The sequence below is a fragment of the Pseudidiomarina donghaiensis genome (genome assembly GCF_900116895.1).
GTDB classification, from domain to species: Bacteria; Pseudomonadota; Gammaproteobacteria; order Enterobacterales; family Alteromonadaceae; genus Pseudidiomarina; species Pseudidiomarina donghaiensis.
This window is the reverse complement of the sequence record NZ_FPCF01000004.1, coordinates 106,476-131,778: the sequence shown is the minus strand read 5'-3', so window position 1 is coordinate 131,778 and position 25,303 is coordinate 106,476. Positions and strand designations below refer to the sequence as shown.

23 protein-coding genes and 3 tRNA genes are annotated in these 25,303 nt (G+C 46.7%); 6 read left to right on the top strand and 20 right to left on the bottom strand.

What is annotated here, in order from left to right; all coding sequences use genetic code 11:
• Window positions 1-6: 6 nt before the first annotated feature.
• The 3 genes from BM334_RS08735 to BM334_RS08725 all read right to left on the bottom strand — a co-directional run bounded on the left by BM334_RS08735 (window position 7) and on the right by BM334_RS08725 (window position 4,852).
• A complete protein-coding gene (locus BM334_RS08735; RefSeq protein ID WP_055438640.1) occupies window positions 7-312 on the bottom strand; it encodes an STAS domain-containing protein in 306 nt (101 codons plus the stop codon).
• 149 nt (window positions 313-461) lie between these two features.
• Window positions 462-875, bottom strand: coding sequence for an amidohydrolase family protein (locus BM334_RS13010; protein ID WP_417664456.1), 414 nt, complete (start codon window positions 873-875; stop codon window positions 462-464).
• An 884-nt stretch (window positions 876-1,759) separates the two neighbouring features.
• On the bottom strand, window positions 1,760-4,852 hold the full coding sequence (locus tag BM334_RS08725) for an amidohydrolase family protein (RefSeq protein WP_092840848.1): 3,093 nt from the start codon (window positions 4,850-4,852) through the stop codon (window positions 1,760-1,762).
• A gap of 125 nt (window positions 4,853-4,977) precedes the next feature.
• Here BM334_RS08725 and BM334_RS08720 point away from each other — a divergent pair, with 125 nt between their 5' ends.
• Window positions 4,978-5,448 carry a c-type cytochrome gene (locus BM334_RS08720; protein ID WP_241970972.1) on the top strand — a complete coding sequence of 157 codons (471 nt, stop codon included), beginning with the start codon at window positions 4,978-4,980 and terminating at the stop codon, window positions 5,446-5,448.
• A gap of 12 nt (window positions 5,449-5,460) precedes the next feature.
• On the opposite strand, the gene BM334_RS08715 is transcribed toward BM334_RS08720, so the two are convergent.
• Window positions 5,461-6,093, bottom strand: a complete 633-nt coding sequence (locus BM334_RS08715) for a cytochrome b/b6 domain-containing protein (protein WP_092840846.1) — start codon at window positions 6,091-6,093, stop codon at window positions 5,461-5,463.
• A 64-nt stretch (window positions 6,094-6,157) separates the two neighbouring features.
• Between BM334_RS08715 and BM334_RS08710 the strand changes: the two genes are divergently transcribed.
• On the top strand, window positions 6,158-6,538 hold the full coding sequence (locus tag BM334_RS08710; RefSeq protein WP_092840844.1) for a response regulator: 381 nt from the start codon (window positions 6,158-6,160) through the stop codon (window positions 6,536-6,538).
• Here BM334_RS08710 and tyrA read toward each other — a convergent pair.
• From tyrA to ffh, 6 genes are all read right to left on the bottom strand, one after another.
• The gene (tyrA, locus tag BM334_RS08705; protein WP_092840842.1) at window positions 6,509-7,627 is read right to left on the bottom strand and encodes a bifunctional chorismate mutase/prephenate dehydrogenase; all 1,119 of its coding nucleotides are present in this window, start codon (window positions 7,625-7,627) and stop codon (window positions 6,509-6,511) included. The genes BM334_RS08710 and tyrA overlap by 30 nt on opposite strands.
• A gap of 102 nt (window positions 7,628-7,729) precedes the next feature.
• Window positions 7,730-8,089 carry a 50S ribosomal protein L19 gene (gene rplS / locus BM334_RS08700; protein ID WP_055438634.1) on the bottom strand — a complete coding sequence of 120 codons (360 nt, stop codon included), beginning with the start codon at window positions 8,087-8,089 and terminating at the stop codon, window positions 7,730-7,732.
• A 20-nt stretch (window positions 8,090-8,109) separates the two neighbouring features.
• The gene (trmD, locus tag BM334_RS08695; RefSeq protein ID WP_092840840.1) at window positions 8,110-8,886 is read right to left on the bottom strand and encodes a tRNA (guanosine(37)-N1)-methyltransferase TrmD; all 777 of its coding nucleotides are present in this window, start codon (window positions 8,884-8,886) and stop codon (window positions 8,110-8,112) included.
• Window positions 8,886-9,416: a ribosome maturation factor RimM gene (rimM, locus tag BM334_RS08690; RefSeq protein WP_092840838.1), complete on the bottom strand. Its 531-nt coding sequence runs from the start codon at window positions 9,414-9,416 to the stop codon at window positions 8,886-8,888. Before rimM ends, trmD begins: the two co-directional genes overlap by 1 nt.
• 28 nt (window positions 9,417-9,444) lie before the next feature.
• A complete protein-coding gene (gene rpsP, locus BM334_RS08685) occupies window positions 9,445-9,693 on the bottom strand; it encodes a 30S ribosomal protein S16 (RefSeq protein ID WP_055438631.1) in 249 nt (82 codons plus the stop codon).
• A gap of 107 nt (window positions 9,694-9,800) precedes the next feature.
• Window positions 9,801-11,174 (bottom strand): signal recognition particle protein, encoded by a 1,374-nt coding sequence (gene ffh / locus BM334_RS08680; protein WP_092840836.1) that lies wholly within the window; start codon window positions 11,172-11,174, stop codon window positions 9,801-9,803.
• A gap of 165 nt (window positions 11,175-11,339) precedes the next feature.
• On the opposite strand from ffh, the gene BM334_RS08675 reads away from it, so the two are divergent.
• The gene (locus tag BM334_RS08675) at window positions 11,340-12,131 is read left to right on the top strand and encodes a cytochrome C assembly family protein (protein ID WP_241970971.1); all 792 of its coding nucleotides are present in this window, start codon (window positions 11,340-11,342) and stop codon (window positions 12,129-12,131) included.
• Window positions 12,132-12,217: 86 nt separating this feature from the next.
• Window positions 12,218-13,486, top strand: a complete 1,269-nt coding sequence (locus BM334_RS08670; RefSeq protein ID WP_092840832.1) for an HlyC/CorC family transporter — start codon at window positions 12,218-12,220, stop codon at window positions 13,484-13,486.
• Window positions 13,487-13,567: 81 nt separating this feature from the next.
• Here BM334_RS08670 and BM334_RS08665 read toward each other — a convergent pair whose 3' ends face one another.
• Window positions 13,568-14,179 (bottom strand): transglycosylase SLT domain-containing protein, encoded by a 612-nt coding sequence (locus BM334_RS08665; RefSeq protein ID WP_092840830.1) that lies wholly within the window; start codon window positions 14,177-14,179, stop codon window positions 13,568-13,570.
• Between the two features lie 15 nt (window positions 14,180-14,194).
• Window positions 14,195-15,793 (bottom strand): glutamate--cysteine ligase, encoded by a 1,599-nt coding sequence (gshA, locus tag BM334_RS08660; RefSeq protein ID WP_241970970.1) that lies wholly within the window; start codon window positions 15,791-15,793, stop codon window positions 14,195-14,197.
• A gap of 163 nt (window positions 15,794-15,956) precedes the next feature.
• Between gshA and BM334_RS08655 the strand changes: the two genes are divergently transcribed.
• Together BM334_RS08655 and BM334_RS12695 are read left to right on the top strand one after the other, a co-directional pair.
• Entirely contained in the window at window positions 15,957-18,074 is a 2,118-nt protein-coding gene (locus BM334_RS08655) for a response regulator (protein ID WP_092840826.1), read from the top strand.
• Entirely contained in the window at window positions 18,071-18,244 is a 174-nt protein-coding gene (locus BM334_RS12695; RefSeq protein WP_177215063.1) for a hypothetical protein, read from the top strand. Before BM334_RS08655 ends, BM334_RS12695 begins: the two co-directional genes overlap by 4 nt.
• Before the next feature lie 105 nt (window positions 18,245-18,349).
• Here the strand turns inward: BM334_RS12695 and BM334_RS08650 are convergent, their stop codons facing one another.
• From BM334_RS08650 to alaS, 8 genes are all read right to left on the bottom strand, one after another.
• Window positions 18,350-19,480 carry a sodium ion-translocating decarboxylase subunit beta gene (locus tag BM334_RS08650; protein ID WP_092840824.1) on the bottom strand — a complete coding sequence of 377 codons (1,131 nt, stop codon included), beginning with the start codon at window positions 19,478-19,480 and terminating at the stop codon, window positions 18,350-18,352.
• Between the two features lie 4 nt (window positions 19,481-19,484).
• Complete coding sequence (oadA, locus tag BM334_RS08645) at window positions 19,485-21,275, bottom strand: sodium-extruding oxaloacetate decarboxylase subunit alpha (protein WP_092840822.1); 1,791 nt, start codon at window positions 21,273-21,275, stop codon at window positions 19,485-19,487.
• 11 nt (window positions 21,276-21,286) lie between these two features.
• Complete coding sequence (locus BM334_RS08640) at window positions 21,287-21,529, bottom strand: OadG family protein (protein ID WP_092840820.1); 243 nt, start codon at window positions 21,527-21,529, stop codon at window positions 21,287-21,289.
• 230 nt (window positions 21,530-21,759) lie between these two features.
• A tRNA-Arg gene (locus BM334_RS08635) sits at window positions 21,760-21,836 on the bottom strand.
• Window positions 21,837-21,862: 26 nt separating this feature from the next.
• Window positions 21,863-21,939, bottom strand: a tRNA-Arg gene (locus BM334_RS08630).
• 12 nt (window positions 21,940-21,951) lie between these two features.
• Window positions 21,952-22,044, bottom strand: a tRNA-Ser gene (locus BM334_RS08625).
• Window positions 22,045-22,242: 198 nt separating this feature from the next.
• A complete protein-coding gene (gene csrA, locus BM334_RS08620; protein ID WP_055438621.1) occupies window positions 22,243-22,440 on the bottom strand; it encodes a carbon storage regulator CsrA in 198 nt (65 codons plus the stop codon).
• A gap of 252 nt (window positions 22,441-22,692) precedes the next feature.
• Window positions 22,693-25,293, bottom strand: coding sequence for an alanine--tRNA ligase (gene alaS / locus BM334_RS08615; protein ID WP_092840818.1), 2,601 nt, complete (start codon window positions 25,291-25,293; stop codon window positions 22,693-22,695).
• Window positions 25,294-25,303 lie beyond the last annotated feature (10 nt).

Genomic DNA, 25,303 nt, shown 5'->3' with positions numbered 1-25,303 from the left:
GTCACATTATTCAATCACGAATAATTTATCAAAGCGTGAAATATCAAGAATACTTCGCACTTCAGGGCGGCAATTAATAATATGAATTGCCTTTACTGACTTACCGAGAGACTTGCGCATATTTAGCAACATGCCCAACGCTGAACTATCAAGATATTCCGTTTCTCGCAAATCGATAAACACTGTCGGCTGTTGGTCACCAACATCGCCATAAGCTTGGCGAAACTCCTGTACTAACCCAAAGTCAAACTTCCCTTTTATTGCAATAATCAGCTCTTTGCCGTCATTGGCAAACTGGCGGTGTAATGGCATGTGTATATCCTCGTTATAGCGCTCTAATGAAATACTGCCAATTGCAGCACCTTAACACAATAGTTACTTTTGATTCTGCACGAAAAAACAATAAAAAAAGCCGGATAGTCATCCGGCTTTTTGCTAACGCTTTATACATAAGCTTAAAATTAAGGCTTTTGGCGATATTTTTGATAAAGCTGACTATGACGATTGTTAAGATCAACTTCGGCGCCATCAATAAACATTAACTGCACTTGTTGCCCTAGGTGGTCCATGACATCACCTTCTGAAACAAACAAGGAGGCGTGTTTACCCACTTCAAGCGAGCCAATTTTGTCGGCAACGCCCATCACTTCAGCAGGCTTAATTGTAATCGCTGCTAGCGCTTGTTCTTTCGACAAACCATAAGACACAGCGTTACCTGCGGCGAATGCTAAGTTTCGAATATCCCAGTAGCCCGTTGAATAGGCTATCGCAAAGTTTACTCCTGCCGCAGCAAGCGCCGCCGGCGTTGCATAGGCCTGATCATAGGCTTCGTCGTGACGGGTTGGTAAACCATATGGTTCGCCGTAGACAACCATGATGTCTTCTGCTGCTAATTGATCAGCAATACGCCATGCATCACGAGCACCAACAAGCACCAACTCAAAGCCCTGCTCTTTCGCAAAATCTATCGCTTGCTCTAATTGGCGTTGATCGTGCGCATGCACAAACAGCTTGCTGGACCCATCAAACAGCCCAGTCATTGCCTCCCAACGCACGTCGGTACCATTAAGCTTACCGGCTTGTTTCGCATCAAAGTATGCTTTTGCGTCAACAAAAGCTTGCTTCAAATTCTTGAGTGCCTCAGCGTTTGCTTTTCGTTGTTCCTCGGCAGAACGACGCTCCCACCAAGCAGTATTCAAACCAGCCCGCGGCCAGTTGACATGAACCCCAACGTTTAACGCCTCAGCAGCATCTTCGAAAGTCCAACCATCCGTTTGCAACAGACTAGAGCGGCCAGCAATCAAGTTGCGTTGAGGCACAATTTGAGCATGAGTGATACCGTTGAAACGAATTGTAGGGATAACCTCCGAATCAGGGTTATAAGCAGTGTGACCACTTACCTCAGGCGTAACATTGCCAATTTCTCGAGTGTCGTCGGTTGCCCTTACCGCTTCTATTTCAATCAAACCAAGTGTGGTGTCCAACGCAATTAAACCTGGATAGACATGTTTATTGCTCACATCAATCACGCGGGCATTTTCCGGTGCGGAAAGATTCTCACCCATTGCCGTAATTTTGCCATTCTCGAACAAAATATCGGTGTTCGCTTGCACCCCTTGAGTTACGGTGTGCAAGGTGCCGCCCTGCAGCAATATTGGCTGTGACTGAGGCTCGCCCGGTACCATATCGTGAGCTGCGGCTGCCACACTGAAACTGGCAGCAACTATAGTCGTTATTAATTTTTTCATGGTTGCTCTCCTTAGTGTGAATGCAAGTGTTCGCCGTGCAGAGTGAATTGGTCACTCCACACGTCAAGATTGTCTTCGCAATGCCATGTTGGCTGCGGTTTTTTGTAACCGTTGCCATTACCATTGCGCGCACTTTCTGGGCTAGCTAACACTTTTTGCACTAAGTTTTGCTTCTCAGCTTCTAACGCTGCTCGTAGTTTTTGATCACGCTCACGGTCAAAGTATTTACGTGCATTAATCCAGGTTTGCTCTGGGTGAGAATACGCACTCAATGGGTGCCCACTCCACACCACAAAGTCGGCATGTTTGCCGGCTTTAATGCTGCCCACATAGTTATCGATTTTCAGTTGCTTCGCTGGATTCAAGGTAACCATCTGCAACGCTTCATGTTCCGACATACCACAATAGGTTACCGATTTAGCCGCTTCGGTGTTCAAACGACGTTGCAAGTCGTTACTATCCGAATTGATACTTGTCAGTACACCTTTATTTGCCATCAAGCAGGCGTTTTGCGGAATCGAGTCATAAACCTCAAATTTATACGCCCACCAGTCGGCAAAGGTAGACCCACCGGCGCCGTGCTTCGCCATTTCTGAGGCTACTTTGTAACCTTCAAGAATGTGCGTAAAGGTTGCTAAGGTGAAATCAAATTCTTCCGCTAAACGAATGAGCATCAAGATTTCCGACTGAACATACGAGTGCGCGTGAACAAACCGCTCGCTGTTCAGAATTTCGAGTAAAGTATCCAAACGATAGTCAGTACGCGGCGGTGCTGTCTTGGCCTTTTCACTACGACTTAACTTGTTGTATGCATCAACGCGTTGTTGGTACTCACGTGCCGCGATAAAACCATCACGCATGACCGCTTCTACGCCCATACGAGTTTGCGGGTAGCGAACTGTATATTGCGTTCCCCAGTTACTTTGTTTGACGTTTTCACCGAGCGCAAATTTGATGCTCGGCGGTGCCGCATCAAACTTCAAGGTATTTGCATCTGCACCCCAACGCAACTTGATTACTTGGGCTTGACCGCCCATTGGGTTAGCCGAACCATGCAGCAATTGCGCCATGGTTGTGCCACCAGCTAACGAACGATAAATGTGGATATCATCCGAGTTGACCACATCACCAATACGTACTTCTGCAGTGATTGCTTCTGAACCTTCGTTCACACCGCCATCAATAGCAATATGTGAATGTTCATCGATAATACCTGGCGTAATGTGTTTGCCGGTACCATCAATGACGATGTAACCGCGTGGCGTACTCAAGTCTTTGCCAATTCGGTAAAACTCGCCATCACGAATCAGCACATCGGTATTTTCCAACACGCCTGCTTCATCGGCGGTCCAAACCGTGGCATTTTTTATGTGGATGTCTTGCCGTTCAGGTAATCCATCTAGTCCGTAAGCGACGTTCGGGAAAGTTAAACGACTTAAATAATCGACTGTTGCTTGTGTATCGTCCTTGTTCGACGCTTCTGCAGCCTCAGTGCGTTGGGCTTGCAGCGGTAACTGCCGACCATCTGGAGCAATTGCAATACCAGTGAATTTATCTTCAGCCGTTTGTTCTAAACGCATGCGCCAAGCGCCTGATAATTCCGCAAATTTAGCGTCGACGACAAACTCTAACATGGACTCATCACGCTTTGCGTCGCGTAACTTGCTGTCTTGTTCACCAACAGACAATGAACCTGACACGCGCTGACCATCGGTAATTTTCAATTGTGCTTCTTGGTTGGCAATAGTCAACGTTAACGAACCGCCAAAGTCAGCTTGCTGCAGTGGAGCCAATTCAACTGGGGTGCCTTGCAGCCATACTGATTTGATATCTCCGTTAATGAACAAGTCACCTTCAGCAATCACAAAGTCAGCCATATAGCCTGGCGCCAACTTACCTGCCTTATCGCTCACACCGGCTATTTTTGCCGGTACCGTTGTTAACGCAGCTAATGCTTTATCGGCACTTAAACCGTGCTGCACAGCTCGGCGCAAATTCGGCCAAAAATCACCTGCTTTTTTTAATTGATGCAAGGTAAAGGAAAAGTCTATGTCCGCCTGCGCAAGGGCCGCAGCATTGCCAGGAGCGCGTTCCCAATGGCGCAAGTCTGCCAAACTAACATCCAAGTGTTCATCAATACCTTTCACGTCAGGTGCGGCAGGAAAGTCCAGCGGTAAAATAACCGAAGCTTGGGTATTTTTTATGGCGTCTATACGGGCATATTCATAGCCCGAGCCGACGTAAGTAACGGGAACCTTAAAGCCTTTAAACACATCATGGGCGCGCAACAAAGACTTATCGTCGCTAACTTTGAAGACGATACCTTCTTGTTCTATGTTTGCTAGCTCAGCTAATGCGTTGTTGTATTCAACAGGACCGTTATATGCATCTTTTCCATACGCTTGCTCATACCAATTCGCATCGGCCAAGGTTTGACGAATAAGCGCTATAGATCCCATTAATGATGAGGGATATTGCTGCAGCGATGAACCTTTGTCGAACGAACCAAAATGCCGCGCTCGCGGATTGTATACCGCGTTATTCGCAATCGTGTCGGCCAACGATACTGTCACTGCTTGGCCTTGAAAGATACCGTCAATGCGAGCACTTTGTACTGCAGTAAAACCTTGCTCAATATAATCTTTTGCGCCCTTTGCGTCGGTGGCGAATTTATCTACCCAGTCTACCTGTGAGTGAATAGCGTCATTCGAAGCATTACCGCCCTCACGTTTGTTATTGTACTGAGGAGTGGCACTGCGGTATGGGGCACGCTCAGGTTTTTCAGCCGCGGGAACACCATAATTGCTATAAGCATCAATAAAGCCGGGATAAATTGTATGCCCACTAGCATCAATCACTCGAGCGCCTTCAGGGGCTCGGTTATTCTTCGCGACACTCACAATTTTACCGTTACGGATAACAAGCGTCGCATTCTCGAGCTTTTTCCCAGGTTCGGTATAAATTGTCGCATTTTGTAACGCAACGTAGCTCGAAGAATTATCATGTAAGCCTCGCACTGGCGTCGTTTGTGAGGCGGCGGCAACTAGCGGCAACGCGGCACAAACAGCCAATGTCAGCTTACTTAGGTGTTTCTTCCCGTTCATCTGGTTCCCCTTTCGTGGATTTTTTGGTTATGATGCTTACAGTACTGGGGAACGACAGTTCGGCGCAATCCGTTTAGGGATGAAAAGCGTATTGCAGTCGTTAAACAACACAAAAGAGGCAACCTATGAAATTTACAGCACAATTAGGAATGGGACTTGTAGGCGCAACACTTTTAGCCATGTCATTTTCGGCAACCTCGCAGCACGCGTTTAACAACGCTGATAAGGCTGTAGAATATCGTCAAAAAGCTTTGTCTATTATGCAAAACAACTTTGCAGTGATGGGTGACATGGTCAAAGGAGACATTGAATTTGACGGTGTTATTTTTGCCGAGCGCGCCACTGATTTTGCCGCACTTAGCGCAATTCCATGGATAGGCTTTAGTCAACCAGGCGCACAGCCGGGCAACAACACCGATGCACTCCCTGCTATCTGGGATAACTGGGATGACTTTGTCGAGCGTGCAGAGCAATTTCAAAACGACGCTAAAGCATTGCAAGAAGCTGCTGCTGCCGGTGACCAAGGTGATATTCGCAAAGCATTTATGGCCGCGGCACGCAATTGCAAAGGCTGCCACGACCAATACAAAGACTAACTGACACCAAGGTTAGTTAATCCAATAGAAAAGTGCGGCAGCAATCAATGCTGCCGCAATTATTCCAAGCAAACCCGAGACCAACCGCGGTGCAACAACACCTTCACGATACCCATGCAACATGGCAGCAATAAGGTTAATGCCTTTGATACGGTAAAGCACGATTGCAACGATGTGCACAATAACTAACGCCAGCAACATATTGAAAGCTATTTCATGAATGTCACTAGCAACCTCGCTGAACTCAGAGCTCACCGAGCTTGCCAGAGGCCCCGAATAAAAAATGTCATCGGTAGCGAATAAACCTGAAGCAAACTGCAGTAATAATAACAATAACAGCAGCACCACTGCCCAGCCCCCTGCGGCGTTATGAGTATTAGATGGTTGATATGTACTTTGTTTGAACTCACTAATGTGGTGAATAACCGCTTTAGGCCCCTTTAAAAAATATGAAAAACGCGCCGACTCACTGCCGAAAAAGCCCCACAGTATGCGAGTTATAACCACAGCGCCTAGTACCGCAGCCAAGCGTAAGTGCCACTCCATATAGCCTTCTTCTGCGGTAAACCACATCAGCACAACTAGTAATACCATTAGCCAATGACCTAAACGCACAAAGCCATCCCAAATTTTTACTCGTTGCATTTTGATGCTTCCTTATGTTCAATAGTATTCATAACTTACCTGAGGTGAAGTATAGGATAGTAAGATGAGTAACTCAGCCAATAAAGTATTGATTGTTGATGACGATTTTATTTCACTTGAAGTATTAAAAGCTATGGTCGGTCAGTATTCAGTCGAAATACTAACAGCGCAATCGGGTCAAGAAGCTATCGATATTGCAATGGCAGAAAAACCTCGTTTGATTTTGCTCGACCATGAGTTGCCTGATATTGACGGAATCGATGTGTATTGTCAGCTTGCTGATCAACTTGGTGATCAGATTCCGTTAGTTGCTATGGTTACCGGCCATCAAGGTGACGACTTTGCTCAGCGCTGCGAAGCTGCGGGTATTAATAAACGCTTACACAAGCCAGTACAACCAATTGAGTTGGCTGAATTATTGCGCATCGCCAGCAGTGTCGAGTAAGCGTTGACTTTCAACTAAGAATTTATCTGAAAATTCGCCGAAATAACGCCTAACTTCGGCGAAAGATTCGACAAATTCTTGCTTTTTGCCATGTTCGAGCTGATCAATAACTTGCTCAAATAAACGCACATAGCGTCGCAGCATCTGGAAGTTTCGCGGTTCTGATAAAATAATATCGGCATATAGGTTGGCGTTTTGCGCAAACAACCGCCCAACCATCATCAGCTCTAACCGATAAATCGGCGAGCTAAGATTCAATAGTTGCTGCACGTCCGCATTTTCTTCGGCCAAATGCGCGCCATACACAAAGGTCGATAAATGGCGCAGCACTTGTACAAAAGCCATTGCCTCATCGTGTTGATGAGCGTCGATATGGTGTAGTTGGGCCCCCCAACGCTCAATACTTTGCAATAGCCATTGATAACTGTCTTCCTCGCGGCCATGGCAAACCACCATCAGTTGTTTAGCGAGTGTCGCCTGCTGCGGCCCAAACATTGGGTGCAAACCAACCACAGGCCCACTGTGTTTCGCTAGCATTGCCGCCAACGGCCGACGCTTAATACTAGTGACATCAGCTAAGACACAACTTCGCGGCAGCGTTGGTAGCTGCTCAATGACATTTTCGGTTAAGGCAACAGGAACAGCCACAAGCACCAAATCGGCATCAGCACAGTAGGCAGCCGCTAATGTCCAATCGCCCTTATCTAACACATTTACCACCGCTCCGGCTGACTCAAACAAGCGTACAAAAAGCTTACCTAAGGCGCCGGCACCGCCAACCACCACAACATTTTTGCCTTGTAAGTGCACATCAGCTGCTTGTTGCTGTTGATATGACTCGCGAATAACCCGGCGTAATACATCCTCAATTAAGTCTGCCGACAAGCCCATATCTGCCGCTTGTTGGCGGCGTGCCTTCAGCATTTTTTCTTCGCGATCGGGTACATATAATGGTTGGCCTAGCTGCTGTTTCACAACCCCAACATGCGCGGCTAATTCGCGCCGTTGCAATAGTAAACGCACCAACTCGCTGTCGGTTTCATCAATACGTTGGCGTAAACTTTCTAGCTCAAGTTCAGGGTTTGACATGACAACAGCTCCACAGCAACTAATCAACACTCATCTGTGTTGCATTTGTACCATAAAAAAACCCGCCGGCGGCGGGTTTTTTCGTCTAAGCAAATGCTTATATTAAGACAACTTCTCGCGAATACGTGCAGATTTACCTGAACGCTCACGTAGGTAGTAAAGCTTAGCACGACGTACCGCACCTTTACGCTTCACAACGATGCTGTCAATAATTGGGCTGTGTACTTGGAAAGTACGCTCAACGCCTTCACCGTTTGAGATTTTACGAACGGTTACTGCGCTGTGTAAGCCACGATTACGTTTAGCGATAACCACGCCTTCAAATGCCTGAACACGCTCACGGTTACCTTCAACAACCTTAACATTAACGACCACTGTATCACCTGGCGCGTACGCCGGAAGGTCGGTTTTCAACTGCTCGTCTTCGATCGCTTTGATCAAATTTTGATTTACTTTTGCCATGATAGCCTCACTTGCCTAGATTAACTGCCCGAACCTGTATCAGAAGCGTCTTGATGTTGCTGAATGAAGTCATCCAGTAACTGCCTCTGCTCGTCAGTCAGAGCTAGGTGTTTTAACAATTCAGGGCGGCGCAACCAGGTTCTACCTAAAGACTGTTGCAAACGCCACTTACGTATATTTTCGTGGTTACCGCTGAGTAGTACAGCAGGAACCGCCTCACCATCTAAGATTTCTGGTCGTGTATAGTGTGGGCAATCTAACAGGCCTTCAGCAAACGAATCTTCACTGGCTGAGCCTTGATGCCCAAGAACCCCGGGTATCAAGCGCGCAACCGTGTCGATCATCACCATAGCCGGTAACTCACCACCACTTAACACGTAATCCCCAATCGACCATTCTTCATCAACGTGGCGCGTTATTACGCGTTCATCGATGCCTTCATAGCGACCGGCAATTAAAATGAGCTTGCCATGTTGCGCTAATTCTTGTGCGCCCGCATGGTCAAGCTTGCGACCTTGAGGTGACATATAAATCACCTTGGTATTGGCCCCGAGTTGTTGCTTGGCGGCAGCAATCGCGTCTGTGAGCGGTTGCACCATCATCAACATTCCCGGCCCACCGCCATAGGGGCGGTCATCAACGGTACGATGGCGGTCATGGGTGAAGTCACGCGGATTGATTAATTGGATATCCAATAACCCATCGCGCACTGCCCTGCCGGTCACACCGATGTCGGTAATGGCTTGAAACATTTCAGGAAAAAGGCTGATCACCCCAACCTGTAAGTTCGCACTCATTAAAAGTCCGACGGCCAATCCACAATAATGCGCTTGTTTTCTTTGTCGACTTCTTGCACGTATTGACTCTGAATAAACGGAATCAAACGTTCAGAACGACCAAATGCATCATTGCTATTCGCTTTCACCACCATGACATCGTTCGATGCTGTGGCCATTAACTGGTCTACGACTCCCATGTTATAACCATCGGTATTTACCACGGCCATACCAATCAAATCGCGCCAGTAAAATTCATCCTCTGGCAATTCAGGTAGCAGCTCGGCTGCAATCACAATTTCAGCGCCCGTCAAACGGTGTGCTTGGTCACGATCTTCTACGCCAACTAGCTTTGCAATCAGTCCTTTATTGTGTCGACGCCATTCTTCGACTTGAACTGCTTGCGCCTTGCCTTGTAATACAAGTTGCCAAGGACGGTATTCAAAAATGGCTTCCGGATCGTCAGTGAAACTTTGAACTTTAATCCAGCCTTTTACGCCATATACTGCGCCAAGTTGACCAACAACGACGGTTTCAGCAGGATTGTTCATAGTCACCCAATTCGGAATAAAACTTTAATTAAGCCGCGCTGCGCGCGTCTTTAACTAACTTCGCTACACGCTCAGACAATGAAGCACCGTTAGATACCCAGTGATCAACACGATCTAAGTCTACGCGCAGTTTTTCTTCCTGGCCGCGAGCAACCGGGTTGAAGAAGCCTACATTTTCAATAAAACGACCGTCGCGGGCATTGCGACTGTCAGTAACTACCATTTGGTAGAATGGGCGTTTTTTAGCGCCACCACGTTGTAAACGAATGGTTACCATTACGTTCCTCGATACAGTTTCTAATGTTAAGTAAATAAAAAAGTCTCCGACCGGGGTCGAAGAGGTCGTGGAATTTACCCGAAATTTGGTCCGAATGCAAGTTTTTACTAGCGTTTCGGGAACATTCCTGGGGGCATTTTCCCGCCCATTCCGCCAAGGCCGCGCATCATCTTCGCCATACCGCCGCCTTTCATTTTCTTCATCATTTTTTGCATCTGCATAAATTGCTTCAGCAATTTGTTCACATCCTGTACTTGCGTACCAGAACCTAAAGCAATGCGACGCTTGCGTGAGCCTTTGATTAAGTCAGGGTGCTGACGTTCTTTGGGCGTCATTGAATTAATAATGGCTTCCATACGAACGGTCACTTTGTCATCAAGCTGGCCTTTCACTTGGGCTGTCATTTTGCCCATACCAGGTAATTTATCCATCAGCCCCATCATGCCGCCCATATCTCGCATTTGAGCAAGTTGGTCGCGGAAGTCTTCCAGTGAAAACTTGCCTTCTTTCATAACCTTTTGGGCAACTTTCTCGGCTTTGGCTTTATCAACCTTGGTTTCAAGCTCATCAATTAGTGATAATACGTCGCCCATGCCCAAAATACGTGAGGCCACGCGATCCGGGTGGAACGGCTCAAGGGCTGTATTTTTCTCACCAACGCCCAGAAATTTAATCGGCTTGCCGGTAATATGACGAATGGAAAGAGCGGCACCACCACGGGCATCACCATCAGTTTTCGTCAAAATGACACCGGTCAATGGCAGCGCTTCACTAAAAGCTTTAGCTGTATTCGCGGCGTCTTGGCCGGTCATGGCGTCAACCACAAACAAGGTTTCAATTGGATTGATAGCCTGATGTAAGGCTTTAATTTCATCCATCATGGCATCATCGATAGCGGTACGACCGGCGGTATCCACCAACACCACATCAATAAATTTTTTGCGAGCGTGGTCAATTGCAGCTTGCGCAATAGCTACTGGTTTTTGCTCAGTAGACGATGGGAAAAACTCAACCTCCACTTCATTGGCCAGGGTTTCAAGCTGTTTAATAGCAGCTGGACGATAAACGTCGGCACTAACAACCAAAACTTTTTTCTTCAGCTTTTCACGCAAATAACGCCCAAGCTTACCAACGCTGGTGGTTTTACCAGCACCTTGCAGACCTGCCATTAAAATCACAGCCGGTGGTTGTGCTGCCAAGTTGATAGGCGCATTGCCTTCGCCCATGGCATGCTCAAGTTCTTTTTGCACAATTTTTAAGAACACTTGGCCCGGCGTTAAGCTTTTGTTCACCTCAGCACCAAGGGCCTGCTCTTTCACGCGGCTTACAAACTCACGCACCACAGGCAAAGCAACATCGGCTTCTAACAACGCCATGCGAACTTCACGCAGGGTGTCTTTAATATTATCTTCAGTTAAACGGCCACGGCCGGTAATATTCTTTAACGATTGCGACAACCGTTCGCTTAAATTCTCAAACATGCGAATTCGCTCACTTTCTTAGGTGACTGTCTATAAAATTGAAAACGATATGGCGCCGAGTATATCCTAATTCAAGCAAAGTTTCCTGATCCTATTGGGTTTCGCCAGCACAATGCATATACTGAGGTTATTCTTTTTCATCGGCATTATAAAACGATAATGAACATGGCCATTTTGCTTCCAATAACGGTTTTTTTATACGGCTTAAGCGCCGTCCTTTTATGGCGTCAGCTGCGTCGTTCAACGGTGTCAACTTGGCTTACTGTAGCTGCGCCGCTACTAGCAATTGCTAGCCATGCGGGATTACTGTGGCAATATCTAAACTATGATGATTTTGACCATCTCAATATTACAACCAGCTTAAGCACAGTCTCATTGTTTCTGTCATTACTTGCTTTTGTTCGAGCTCGGCACGTGGGCGGCCTGTTATTAACCCCTATCATTTACGTGTTTGCTGCTGTTAGCGTCATCTTAATGGTTATTAGCCCAGCCAATTGGGGCGCACAGCTAGCAGAAAGCCAAGGCCTAGTCGTTCATATTGTACTATCGTTGATAGCTTATGCGGTGCTGATGCTCGCAACTCTTTATGCGATTCAGTTGCTGTATTTAAATTATCTACTCAAGCACCATCGTAGTCATTTAGTGATTAATTACCTACCACCGTTAATGACAGTTGAGCGCTATTTTTTCCGGTTATTAAGCACCGGAACTTTGTTGCTATTTGTGTCGATATTAAGTGGTTTCATATTCTTAGATGACATGTTTGCCCAAGGACAAGCTCATAAGACAATATTGAGCCTAGTCGCATTTAGTATGTACGTTGTCGTACTGTTTTTGCACGCGGTTAAACACTCGCGTGGTAAGGCGCTGGTCATTACGAGTGTGGTTGCAAGCACGCTGCTTTCACTTGCCTATTTTGGCAGCCGTTTTGTGAAAGATATTCTACTTTCGGTGTAGTTGTGGGCTTATTCGCTCTGAATCACTTGACTTGTGATGTCATCTGGCTAAATTAAGCGTTCAGTTTTAAGTTATAGGATTATTTTTTGGACGAGATATCCACCGCAACCCTCTTTATCATTCTAGGGGTGTTGCTATTGCTTTCCGCATACTTCTCGGGTTCGGAAACCGGCATGATGTCGGTTAACCGTTATCGCTTACGCCACCTCGCGCAGCAAGGAAATGCCGGTGCCAGCCGGGTGCAATACTTGTTAGATCGCCCCGATCGACTTATCGGGCTTATTCTCATTGGTAATAATCTAGTCAATATTGCGGCATCTTCAATTGCTACGATAATTTGTCTGCGTCTGTTTGGCGATGCAGGTATTGTTGTTGCCACATTTGGCTTAACCCTAGCCGTTTTAATTTTCTCCGAAGTTACGCCGAAAACCATCGCTGCATTACATCCTGAACGGGTGGCATTTCCAAGTTCAATTATCTTGAAGCCGTTGCTGACAATTATGTATCCATTTGTTGCCGCGGTGAATTTTATAACGAATGGCTTTATGCGGCTACTCGGGATAAACCCTAGTGCGGCAAACGGTGGCGATGCATTGAGTTCAGAAGAGCTTCGTACCGTGGTCAATGAAGCCAACTCAATGATCCCTTCAAGTCACCAAGAAATGCTCTTGAGTATTTTGGATTTAGAGAAAGTGACGGTGGAAGATGTGATGATTCCCCGCGCTGATATTTCCGGAATTGATGTACAAGACGACGTAAAATCTATTATCAAGCAACTAGGCCAAGCTCAGTACACGCGCATTTTGCTCTATCGCAATGAAATAGATGACGCAATTGGATTTTTGCATGCCCGTGACATCATGCAAATAATGACCAAGAATAACTCAGATATCGACAAGTCCGAAATAATTCGCGCGGCGCGTGATATTTATTACATTCCCGAAGGAACGCCGCTTAATGTGCAGTTACTAAAATTTCAGCGCAATAAAGAACGTATTGGCTTAGTCGTCGATGAATACGGTGATATTCAAGGGCTAGTCACCTTGGAAGATATATTGGAAGAAATTGTTGGGGACTTTACCACGAATATAGCGCCAGCACCGAGTGAAACATCCAAAATTCAACCGGATGGTTCAGTCTTGATTGAAGGCATTGCCAATATTCGTGAGTTAAACAAAGAAATGAACTGGGAATTACCGACGGACGGTCCAAAAACGGTCAGCGGCCTTATTATTGAGCAGCTCGGTGATATTCCACAGGCGCCTTTGTGCTTACGTATAAACGGTTACGCTCTAGAAATTGTAGAAAGCAGCGATAACTTGGTTAAGTTGGTCCGCTTTTTGCCTAACCAATAGTGACTGACGAAATGTGCCTGTTCTCTTGAAGCTTCAGGCACATACCCACTGTCATAAATACTTTCGTGAATACGTTGACGTTTAGCCGAAAAATAAACGCCATAACCATCCGCGCTGCAAATCTTCTTCACAACTGCGTAGTTGTGCACCATAGCGACTAGCGCGATCTTTAACACGCTGCGAAGTGTTTACCAACCATTGTTTATTACGATAGGTTTGCCGACGGTAGCCCCCCCACCCCTCGTGATAATTTAAGTATTGCCCGTAAGCATCCCACTTGGATACCCCATTGATTTGGTGGGTCTTACTAATAAACCACCCCATAAAGTCTATGGCATCCGCAAAATCTGAACGTGACGACCACGAATTACCCGTTTCACGGACGTAATCATCCCAAGTTCCTGTTTTTGCCTGCGAATAACCATACGCACTGCTTACCCGACCCCAAGGGATAATCCAAAGAATATAATCTCGAGGCGGCACCGCATCGTGTTTGAACGAGCTCTCTTGATACATCATTGCCATTGGAACTTGAATAGGCACGCCCCACTTGTCTCGCATATCTGCGGCCGCATCATACCAATCGCGTTTTTCATAAAAAATCCGACACAGATTTTCGGGTTCTTTCGGTGGTGCCGAAGCACATCCAGCTAACGTCACAACGGCGGTTAAAAGTAATACTTTAAACTTCATTACTTCACACTCCGGCTACTCACAGGTTGGTGTTTTGCACTCAGCACGCCGGAAGTACTCCTGTAAAAACACATCAAAACTTGTACTTGCATCTTGTCTCTCAAGTTCGTGTTGCGCACTTAGTGATGCATCCCGTAACTTCTCAAATTCATGCTCAGTGAAGTAATGCAATGGCGCTGGCGTTAACTGCGCTTTGTATTGTTGCGCAAGTTTCATACCTAACTCACTGTTATCCCATTTATTGTCACGCAATAGCGCCATAAACTGCCCTGACAATGTCAGCTCCGGATTTAGAACTGAACGGTACTGCGCGGTAACCGCCAGGGAAAAATCTGTTGCCTGATGCGCTTTATCTAATAAGGTGGCCACTTCATGAAAGTCGGCAAACATCTCTTCAAGCCAGTCTGAAATTGGTCGCTCATAACCTTGATCTAAAAGGGTCAAGCGTGGATTACGACCGTCCATAACAACCCGATTAAAATTTTTATCTGTAAGAACTTGTTCATCCCAGCTCAACTCAGGGCTTGGTTTTAATGCACAGTAAACAAGCAATACGTCTAACATGCGCATTTGTTCCGCGGTAATACCTACAGGGCTAAACGGGTTTACATCTAAAGCGCGCACTTCAATGTATTCAACACCACCTCGTTCAAGTGCTTGCGTCGGTGTTTCGCCGGCTCGCGTCACTCGTTTTGGCCGAATCGGCGAATAAAACTCATTTTCTATTTGTAGAATATTGCTGTTCAGTTGACGATATTCACCGTCAACTTTAACACCAATTTTGCTAAACCTTGACGACGGAGTCGAAATTGCACGGCGCAGCCCAGCGACATACTCATCGAGCGTGTTATAGGTAATTTTCAGGTCAGCTTGCTCTTTATTGGTATACCCTAAGTCGCTCATCCGCAACGACGTACCGTAAGGTCGATAAACGGTCCCCTTACCCATTTCAGAGAATTCGATGTTATCTTCCGTGTGCTGCAAAAATGACTTACAAATTGCCGGCGAGGCGCCAAATAAATAAGGTATAACCCAACTAACGCGTTTGTAGTTACGAATAAGGTGAAAGTATCGCTGTGAAATAAATGACTGAGTTAGTGGCTCGCCCTGCTGCTCGGCAAGCACCTTCCACACGCTTTCGGGAAGCGAAAAGTTGTAATGCACCCCAGCAATAATTTGCATCGCACCGCCATATCGATGGGTTAAGCCCTGACGATATAGAGTTTTCATACGCCCACTGTGAGAGCTACCGTATTGCGCGATAACAATATCGCTCTCATCTCCGACAAAACACGGCATGCTAAGAGGCCATAACAATTCATCGCCCAAATGACGGTACGCATGCGCATGAATGTCTTCGAGCTGCTGCATTGTTATCGAAATATCATTGGCAACAGGCGTGATAAACTCCATCAGGGCTTCTGAGTAATCGGTGGTAATTAATGGGTGTTTAAACGCCGAGCCGAGTTGCTTTGGATGCCCAGTCGGCGCTAGCCTTCCTTGTTTAGTAATTCGTAAAGTTTCACGTTCCACACCACGGTGAATATCGCGAAGCGTGTGGGTGTTTTCGGGGCGCGAAAGTTGTGCTAACGCATCGGCAAATAATGACTGCAAATTTTTTCCCTGCCTTATATCGTCAAGCCATAAGTGATAGCGAAATAGTACTGTTTTATTGCGCTGTCGTCCATTGCAGTTGATCATGGTTTGGCATTGGCAGCGAACCCTCACCGTGGCATGATAGAAGCCATATAGATTATCCAAAGGGTTAGCGTCTGATATGGCTAAACAGCGGCAACAAACACAATTGTCTCAGTCTTTTCTTAAAAGGTTGTGCCAACGTTTTTTCTCAACCCAGCAACGTGACGACCTTTCTATTAATGCAACCCGCTTAGCCGAACGAGAGCGTGAGTTGCAAGACGCTGCAGCAGCAAACCAAGCTAAAAGTGAGTTTTTGGCAAATATGAGCCATGAAATTCGCACCCCGATCAATGCAATTCTGGGAATGACACAGCTTAGCTTAAAAACCAACTTAGACGAGCAACAGCGCGGTTACTTGCGCTCTATTGAAAGCTCCTCTCGCATTTTATTAGGTATTGTTAATGACATGCTCGACTTTGCCAAAATCGAGGCTGGCAAATTAACTATTGAAGCGATTCCTTTTGATTTAGAGGAAGTGTTAAGTAACCTTGCAGACATGTTTGCCTACCAGGCTTATGATAAGAACCTCGAATTTATTATCAATTTACCAACCAATATTCCGACTCGCCTAGTTGGCGACCCGCTCCGCTTGAATCAAGTTTTGGTTAACTTAGTGAGTAATGCCATTAAATTTACTGACAATGGCGAAATTGTTGTTGCTGTTACTTTGCTCGACATGAATTCTGACGAGGTTTATCTGCGTTTGTCTGTCACCGATACGGGGATTGGCATGGACGAAGCGCAGCGAGCTCGGCTATTTGATGCATTTACCCAGGCTGACAGCTCAACCACACGACGGTTTGGTGGAACCGGTCTTGGGTTGGCAATTAGTCAGCGCATTGTCAAACTGATAAACCAACACGGCTTAGGCGTTACCAGTAGCGTTGGACAGGGCTCAACATTCTTTCTTGAAGTACAGCTTCCCATTCAACAAACTCAAGATCTATCCAATCGCGATACCTTAATTCAGCGCCTGCAGAACAAAAACGTACTGGCTATAGAAGACAACCTCACAACACGTGAAATGCTTACCGAACTGCTACGTAGCTACGATGTGCAAGTAAGTACCTGCCGCAGCGCCGAGGAGGCACTGCAGTTACTTCAGCAGCACAACTACGATGCCGTTATCGTTGACTGGCAGTTACCGGGCATGAGCGGACTTGAGTTTTGTGAGGAAGTCCTTAGTGAATGTCATGAGGCAACACCAAAGCTCATTTTGGCCACCAATTATCATGCCCAAGACATGATTGAACAAAGTAAACGCTTAGGTGTCGCTGAATATATTGTGAAACCCTATACCAGCTCTGGACTGTTACGCGTTTTATGTTCTGCTTTGTCGATAAGTAACGAACCACGTCAAGCGACGATCGACAATCGTTTACACGAAATTTGTAGCGCTCCCGTATTGCTCGTTGAGGACAATGACATAAACCAATTAATAGCTCGCGAAATGCTAGAACATGCAGGGCTGCAGGTAGACATAGCTCGCCATGGTGAAGAAGCTATATCAATGGTTCAAAACCGACAATATGCGCTTGTGCTTATGGACATTCAAATGCCAGTTATGGATGGCCTTACTGCAGCAGAAAAAATTCGTAGTTATTTCTCATATCAACAATTGCCTATCATTGCGATGACAGCAAATAGTAGCAGCGAAGACATTGAACGCTCTCTTGCTGCTGGTATGCAAGATCACATTAGCAAGCCTATTGACGAGAAAGTTTTGCATCAAGCACTCGAGAAATGGTGTTTGCGAGGTGAATACGAGGCGCCGACGGCACAAGAAGTGGTCGAGAAAGTAACACCAAATATCGTTTATCCAAGTCGCCAAGGTATTGAGTTTAATTCTGCGCTTGAACGCTTAGGACACAACATGGGACTTTATCAAAGTCTTGTCGACCGGCTATATAGTGAGTACCAACAAGCGCCCCAAAAAGTGGTTGAGTTTCTTTCAAAAGGCCAACACGAACAGGCAAAACGCTTTTTTCACTCCCTTAAAGGAGCCGCCGCCAACTTGGGCTTCGTAAAACTATCAAGCGTCGCGGCAAAACTTGAAAAAAGTATGGCTCATGGTGAAGTGGGTGAAGTGGCTGATCATATTACTCAACTTGACCCATTACTGGAACAAGCTCATCAAGCTGTGACTGACTTGGTTTTATGGCATAAACGTCAGCAAATAACAGGAAAACGCTCATGACACGATTTCTATTTCTCATTCCACTATTGTTAAGTGTCATTTGGCTGGTTTACTTGCGAGTCAACGGCTGGAGCCTAAAACAGGGCTTAAAAGGCTTTATTTACATTGCTATTTTTAGTGGGTTTATCGCTGTCGTTTATACACTATTACTTTGGCTTACTGGCCGTTAAACGCAAAGACACTGAGCACTCACAACTCAGTGCCCAGCGTTCACTTAATTTGTCAATTACTTCAACCCGGCAAAGCTGGCCAACGACTGGTTAGCCAACCAAGGCTTAACCGACCAAGGCCAGCAAAATACCCGCTGCGACAGCGCTGCCAAGTACACCGGCCACATTTGGCCCCATGGCATGCATTAGCAAGAAGTTTTGTGGGTTCGCTTCCAGCCCTACTTTGTTGACAACACGCGCAGCCATCGGTACTGCAGATACCCCCGCAGCACCAATAAGAGGGTTAATCGGCTGCTTGCTGAACTTGGCAAGTACTTTCGCCATCAACACTCCCGAAGCTGTACCCACCCCGAAAGCGACGGCACCTAATGCCAAAATACCTAAGGTTTGTAGCGACAAAAACTCCGATGCGGAAAGCTTCGAGCCCACAGCCAGGCCAAGAAATATCGTGACAATATTAATCAGTTCGTTTTGAGCTGTTTTACTCAGTCGGTCGACAACGCCCGCTTCACGCATCAAGTTGCCCAAACAGAACATACCCACTAGCGGGGTCGCCGTTGGTAAGAACAATAGCGTTAGCAACAGCACAGCCAACGGAAAGAGTATTTTTTCTTTACGTGCCACTGGGCGCAACTGTTCCATTTGAATTTTGCGCTCAGCTTCAGTGGTAAGCAGCTTCATAATTGGCGGTTGAATAATCGGTACTAACGCCATGTATGAATACGCAGCAACCGCAATGGCCCCCAGCAAATCAGGACTTAACCGTGACGCCAAAAATATGGCCGTTGGGCCATCCGCACCGCCTATAATGGCGATAGCCGAGGCATCCGCTAAGGTAAAATCAAAACCCGGTAAGCCATTTAAAGCAATGGCGCCGAGCAATGTTGCAAAAATACCAAATTGAGCGGCGGCACCGAGCAATAGCGTACGCGGATTAGCAAGCAACGGACCGAAGTCTGTCATCGCGCCAACCCCCATAAAAATCAGCAGCGGAAACACACCGGTTTCAATACCCACGTAATAGACGTAGTACAGCAACCCGCCGGGATCATTAAACCCTGCCTGCGGAATATTCGCCAAAATGGCGCCAAAACCAATAGGCAATAACAACAGTGGTTCAAACTTCTTGTGAATAGCAAGGTACAGCAACAATGCACCAACCAGCATCATGACGCCTTCACCCCAAGTAAAGGCGGCAATAGCAGTGCTATCCCATAAGGTTAATAAGCGCTCCATGCCATTACTCCAACGTCAACAGAAGATCACCAACCGCAACACTGTCGCCTTCCTTCGTGTGGATATGCGCGACGGTACCATCATGCTCGGCCTTAATGTCGGTTTCCATTTTCATCGCTTCAAGAACGATCAATACATCGCCCGCTTTGACTTGTTGACCCTGCTTTACTTGCACTTTGAACACGTTGCCTGCAAGTGGTGCTTTCACATCACGGCCTTCAGTATTTGTCGGCGTTGATGCTGATGTTGTGGCCGGCGCTGCCGAAACAATTTGCCCAGAAGGCGCTACTTCAACAGTAAATACTTTGCCATCAACCTTAACGTCGTAAACAGCCGCCTCGCCATTGCTTTGTGCGGTGCTTGCAGACGTACTTGCAGAAGCTTGATCGGCGCTGACAGCCCCTTCTGCAGACGGTGCTGGCTCAAATGCATCTGGGTTACCACGGTTTTTCAAGAACTTCAGACCAATTTGCGGGAATAACGCGTAAGTCAGCACATCGTCAATTTCCGCTTCTGCCAGCTTTATGCCATCTTCTTTAGCTTTGGCTTGCAACTCGTGAGTCAGTTTTTCTAGCTCATCCTCAATCAAATCAGCTGGGCGCACCGTAATCGGCTCATCACCGGCTAGTACTTGTTGTTGAAGCTCTTTGTTAACAGGCGCTGCGGTAGCGCCATATTCGCCTCGCAAAACCCCTCGCGTTTCTTTAGATATTGATTTATAACGCTCTCCACTAAGCACGTTTAATACGGCTTGTGTGCCAACAATTTGAGAAGTTGGCGTCACCAGCGGAATAAAGCCGAGATCTTCTCTTACCCGTGGAATTTCCTCGAGTACCGCCTCAAATTTATCAGTTGCGCCTTGTTCGCGTAGCTGGTTTTCCATGTTGGTCAGCATGCCACCAGGCACTTGTGCCAATAAAATACGCGCATCGATCCCTTTTAATGAACCTTCAAATTGCGAGTATTTTTTGCGTACTTCACGGAAGTAGCTTGCCACTTCTTCTAATTTACCTAACTGCAGACCAGTATCACGTGAAGTGCCTTCAGTCATCGCCACAATGGTTTCGGTGGCTGAGTGCCCGTAGGTCATACTCATTGACGAAATAGCTGTATCTAGCATATCAATGCCGGCATCAATCGCTTTCTGGTAGGTTGCGGTGCTTAACCCCGTTGTGGCATGACATTGCATTGCGATTGGAATATCAACGGTTTTCTTTAACGCTGAAATTAACTCAAACGCAGGCTCAGGGCGCAACAAACCAGCCATATCTTTAATACATAACGAATCGCAGCCCATTTGCTCGAGTTGCTTCGCCATATCAAGCCACTTTTCTAACGTATGAACAGGGCTTACGGTATAGGACATTGTGCCTTGCGCATGACCATCAACGTCTTTTGCTGCTTTGATCGCCGTTTCTAAATTGCGCACATCGTTCATCGCATCAAAAATACGAAATACATCCACACCATTTTCGCGGGCACGCTCAACAAAGCGGCGCACTACGTCGTCGGCGTAATGGCGATAACCTAACAAGTTTTGACCGCGTAATAACATTTGCTGAGGCGTTTTCGGCATGGCCTCTTTTATCTCACGAATACGCTCCCACGGGTCTTCACCTAAATAGCGAATACAGGCATCAAAGGTGGCTCCACCCCAAGACTCCATTGACCAATAACCCATATTATCGAGCTTCTCTGCCATCGGCAGCATGTCATCAAGACGAAAGCGTGTAGCGAGCAATGACTGATGAGCGTCACGAAATACCAGTTCTGTGAGTTTTAATGGGTTCGACATTTAAGCGCTCCTTACTTGTTGTTTTGCGGATTCGAGGAACGACGATGCTGGTGCACAGCAGCAGTAATTGCCGCTAATTGCTGCGCAGTCGGGCTCGATGCGGGCGCACCTGAGCCTAGCTCGCTGTCTGCTTCAGGCTTATCAGCAATGATACGCAGCACATTCATTGCTCCGATCAAAATCGTAAGAAAGACAAATACTGTCACCATCCCGGTAACCATAATTGCAAATGCTTCAGATATTAGCCCAGTCATAACAGGTCCACGTCCATCCGTTTGCTATTTAAGTTGAGTTGCTTATCAGCATAACACAACATCTTCAAAAACGGACTCTTGGCGGTATAAGCGAGAGCGATATTAGAAATCAAGAGCGATATTGGCTATTAGATATTGGATATTAGAAAAGAGCTAGAGCGATATTGGCTAGACGAAGTGGGTTTTAGCTTTTGGGTTTTAGCTAATATCGTATTTGACTTTCAAGAAGATGGCGCACTCGGGAGGACTCGAACCTCCAACCGCTCGGTTCGTAGCCGAGTACTCTATCCAGTTGAGCTACGAGTGCGTATTTCGGTTTGGCTTGTCAACAAATGGCGCACTCGGGAGGACTCGAACCTCCAACCGCTCGGTTCGTAGCCGAGTACTCTATCCAGTTGAGCTACGAGTGCGTTGTTGACAAATGGCGGTGAGGGAGGGATTCGAACCCTCGATAGAGCTACAAACCCTATACTCCCTTAGCAGGGGAGCGCCTTCAGCCTCTCGGCCACCTCACCGCTTACTTGTGGCGTTGAATTCTAGCGACCTTGAAAAATATGTCAAACGATTTTTTAGAAATAACGGTTCGTTTGTGGGAATTTTAAACATCTCGAGCAAAAATCCGGCATAAACCGCTATTTTCTATGAAATTGAAATTTACGGCGACGCCAAAAAAACAAAAAAGCCGATCTAAAAAGATCAGCTTTTGAGATAACTTAATTGTCGTTCTCTGGCTTCTCGCTGTCTTGATGCTCAGCTTGAATGCGCATATAAATTTCTTCACGGTGTACAGAAACATTTTTCGGTGCGTTCACCCCAATACGCACCTGGTTTCCTTTTACACCCAATACTGTGACTGTGACCTCATCACCTATCATTAAGGTCTCACCCACTCTGCGGGTTAAGATCAACATGAGCCTACTCCTTCCCTACTTCCGTTTCCCATGCGGTTCAGTATAGAACATCCCCGCACCATCAGCCTGTTTTTTTTAGTACACAGAGAATATATCACAATTGTTATAAGAGTCACGACTCTTTGCGTAGCTATTCATCGTGTTTTGCAAGTAAACGGTTATTCTAGCAAGGAATTCATGCTAACACAGCCGCTTAGGTTGCTCTCTTAACTGCACCTTTATGCAGTTTACCGCAATTTTTTAGCGTATCTTTCATCCGAGCAATGCTTCAAGTTTGGCTTGTGCCACTTCCAGAGCTTTACCCAGTTTGCTGGCGTCGTTACCGCCTGCTTGCGCTAGATCAGGACGACCGCCGCCCTTACCACCAACTTCGGCAGCGGCTGCGTTCACCACGTCCCCTGCTTTTACACGCCCAGTTAAGTCTTTAGTGACGCCAACAATCAAACTTACTTTATCATCGACAGCTAAGCCCAACACCACAATGCCTGACTGCAACTGGTTCTTCAAGTCATCAACCATGCCGCGTAACGCTTTGGCTTCGATATTGCTCACCTGTGCAATAACGACCTTGGTGTCAGCAATGGTTATCGCATTATCAACAAGGCTTGAGCCGGCTTGTGCTGCCATTTGCTGATTCAATTCATCAATAGTACGTTCAAGTTGACGACCACGATCAATCTGCTGCTGCAATCTTTCGGCGACATGCGCGGTGTCGGTTTTCAGCATACCTGCTGCTTTACGTAATTGCTGCTGCTGTTGCAAGGTAAACTGAACGGCACCAGCTGCCGTGACGGCTTCAATACGACGTACGCCAGAAGCAATACCTGCTTCTGAAACAATCCGGAACATACCAATGTCGCCAGTTTGGTTGACGTGCGTTCCGCCACATAATTCCATCGAAAAGTCGCCCATACGCAATACGCGCACGTCGTCGTCATATTTCTCGCCAAACAATGCCATCGCGCCCGCTTCTTTGGCTTTTTCAATCGGCATGACAGCAGCTTCAACCGCATGGTTTTTATAAATTTCTTCGTTAACTTGACGTTCAATGGCATCAAGTTGCTCTGCGCTCACAGCTTCAAAATGAGAAAAGTCAAAGCGCAAACGTTCAGCGGTGACCAAAGAGCCTTTTTGCGTGACATGCTCACCCAGTAGGTTACGCAGTGCAGCATGCAATAAATGCGTTGCTGAGTGGTTGCGCTTAACGGCTTCACGACGCTGCGCATCAACATGTGCAGCAACCTTATCGCCCACTTTTAATGGGTTCGCAGCAGTACCGTGATGCGCAATAGCTTTACCAATATACTGAGTGTCGCTGACGGTAAATTCGTTGCCATTGGCAACCAAGGTACCGGTATCACCAATCTGGCCGCCGCTTTCTGCATAGAACGGCGTTTCAGTAAGAACCACAATACCTTTCGCGCCTGCCGGCAGTTCTTGCACACTTTCACCATCAACGAACAACTCAACAACCTCACTGGTTGCAGACACGTCGGTATAACCTAAAAACTTAGATTTTTGCGCAGACTTTAAGCGCTCGTTGTAGTCGACTCCGAAATTAGATGCCTGCTGCGCCCGTTGACGCTGAGCGTCCATCGCTTGCTGGAAGCCTGCTTCGTCAATAGTAAGGCCTTTTTCACGCGCCATATCGGCGGTTAGGTCCATTGGGAAGCCATAGGTGTCGTAAAGTTTAAACACCAACTCACCTGGCAGCACTGTACCTTCAAGCTCGGCCAGCGCATCATTCAAAATGTTTAAGCCGCGCTCTAGAGTTTTACCGAACTGTTCTTCTTCGCGTTGCAAAGCTTGCTCGATAACTTGTTGCTTAGCTTTTAGCTCTGGGTAAGCGGCACCCATTTGCGTCACTAAGCTAGCAACTAGCTTATAGAAAAATGTGCCTTTCGCGCCGAGCATGCTGCCGTGGCGCACCGCTCGACGAATAATACGACGTAGCACGTATCCGCGACCTTCGTTAGACGGCTGCACACCATCAGCAATGAGAAAGCTACATGAACGAATGTGGTCGGCAATAACGCGCAATGATTTATTGTTCAGCTCATCGGTGCCGATAATTTTTGCTGCATCGTGAATTAAGGCTTGGAACAGATCAATTTCATAGTTGCTATGTACGTGTTGCATAACCGCCGCGATACGTTCTAACCCCATGCCGGTATCTACCGACGGCTTTGGTAATGGTTGCAAGGTACCGTCTGCTTGACGGTTATATTGCATGAAGACCAAGTTCCAAATTTCAATGTAACGGTCACCGTCTTCTTCAGGTGTCCCCGGAGGCCCACCCCAAACGTCTTCGCCATGGTCGAAGAAAATTTCCGAACATGGGCCACAGGGTCCGGTATCGCCCATTGCCCAGAAATTGTCCTTCTCGCCAATGCGGGAAATACGATCAGTGGGCACGCCCATTTCGTTGGCCCAAATGTTGTATGCTTCGTCGTCTTCAGTGAACACGGTTACCCAAAGCTTTTCTTTCGGTAGCTTTAATACGTCGGTTAAAAACTCCCACGCATATTGAATGGCTTCACGCTTAAAATAGTCACCAAAGCTAAAGTTACCGAGCATTTCAAAAAATGTATGGTGGCGAGCCGTGTAACCCACGTTTTCCAAATCGTTATGCTTACCGCCTGCACGCAAACAACGTTGCGCTGACGTTGCGCGGATATAATCGCGTTGCTCGTCGCCCAAAAACACATCTTTAAACGGCACCATACCGGCGTTCGTAAATAGCAGCGTTGGGTCGTTTCCTGGAATTAACGAAGCTGATGGGACACGTTGATGGCCTTTATCAGCGAAGAACGCGAGAAACGCTTCACGAATTTCCGCACTGGTCATTTGCATGGACTACTTC

Excerpts from the sequence above, each read along its gene's own strand:
- BM334_RS08655 (WP_092840826.1), top strand. The coding sequence starts at position 15,957 with ATGGCTAAACAGCGGCAACAAACACAATTGTCTCAGTCTTTTCTTAAA.
- ffh (WP_092840836.1), bottom strand. The coding sequence starts at position 11,174 with ATGTTTGAGAATTTAAGCGAACGGTTGTCGCAATCGTTAAAGAATATT.
- BM334_RS13010 (WP_417664456.1), bottom strand. The coding sequence starts at position 875 with ATGGTTGTCTACGGCGAACCATATGGTTTACCAACCCGTCACGACGAA.
- BM334_RS08725 (WP_092840848.1), bottom strand. The coding sequence starts at position 4,852 with ATGAACGGGAAGAAACACCTAAGTAAGCTGACATTGGCTGTTTGTGCC.
- BM334_RS08735 (WP_055438640.1), bottom strand. The coding sequence starts at position 312 with ATGCCATTACACCGCCAGTTTGCCAATGACGGCAAAGAGCTGATTATT.
- BM334_RS08650 (WP_092840824.1), bottom strand. The coding sequence starts at position 19,480 with ATGGAGCGCTTATTAACCTTATGGGATAGCACTGCTATTGCCGCCTTT.
- oadA (WP_092840822.1), bottom strand. The coding sequence starts at position 21,275 with ATGTCGAACCCATTAAAACTCACAGAACTGGTATTTCGTGACGCTCAT.
- rplS (WP_055438634.1), bottom strand. The coding sequence starts at position 8,089 with ATGGCAAAAGTAAATCAAAATTTGATCAAAGCGATCGAAGACGAGCAG.
- BM334_RS08665 (WP_092840830.1), bottom strand. The coding sequence starts at position 14,179 with ATGAAGTTTAAAGTATTACTTTTAACCGCCGTTGTGACGTTAGCTGGA.
- csrA (WP_055438621.1), bottom strand. The coding sequence starts at position 22,440 with ATGTTGATCTTAACCCGCAGAGTGGGTGAGACCTTAATGATAGGTGAT.
- BM334_RS08720 (WP_241970972.1), top strand. The coding sequence starts at position 4,978 with ATGAAATTTACAGCACAATTAGGAATGGGACTTGTAGGCGCAACACTT.
- BM334_RS08715 (WP_092840846.1), bottom strand. The coding sequence starts at position 6,093 with ATGCAACGAGTAAAAATTTGGGATGGCTTTGTGCGTTTAGGTCATTGG.
- BM334_RS08640 (WP_092840820.1), bottom strand. The coding sequence starts at position 21,529 with ATGACTGGGCTAATATCTGAAGCATTTGCAATTATGGTTACCGGGATG.
- BM334_RS08710 (WP_092840844.1), top strand. The coding sequence starts at position 6,158 with ATGAGTAACTCAGCCAATAAAGTATTGATTGTTGATGACGATTTTATT.
- alaS (WP_092840818.1), bottom strand. The coding sequence starts at position 25,293 with ATGCAAATGACCAGTGCGGAAATTCGTGAAGCGTTTCTCGCGTTCTTC.
- rimM (WP_092840838.1), bottom strand. The coding sequence starts at position 9,416 with ATGAACAATCCTGCTGAAACCGTCGTTGTTGGTCAACTTGGCGCAGTA.
- tyrA (WP_092840842.1), bottom strand. The coding sequence starts at position 7,627 with ATGTCAAACCCTGAACTTGAGCTAGAAAGTTTACGCCAACGTATTGAT.
- BM334_RS12695 (WP_177215063.1), top strand. The coding sequence starts at position 18,071 with ATGACACGATTTCTATTTCTCATTCCACTATTGTTAAGTGTCATTTGG.
- BM334_RS08675 (WP_241970971.1), top strand. The coding sequence starts at position 11,340 with ATGGCCATTTTGCTTCCAATAACGGTTTTTTTATACGGCTTAAGCGCC.
- rpsP (WP_055438631.1), bottom strand. The coding sequence starts at position 9,693 with ATGGTAACCATTCGTTTACAACGTGGTGGCGCTAAAAAACGCCCATTC.
- trmD (WP_092840840.1), bottom strand. The coding sequence starts at position 8,886 with ATGAGTGCGAACTTACAGGTTGGGGTGATCAGCCTTTTTCCTGAAATG.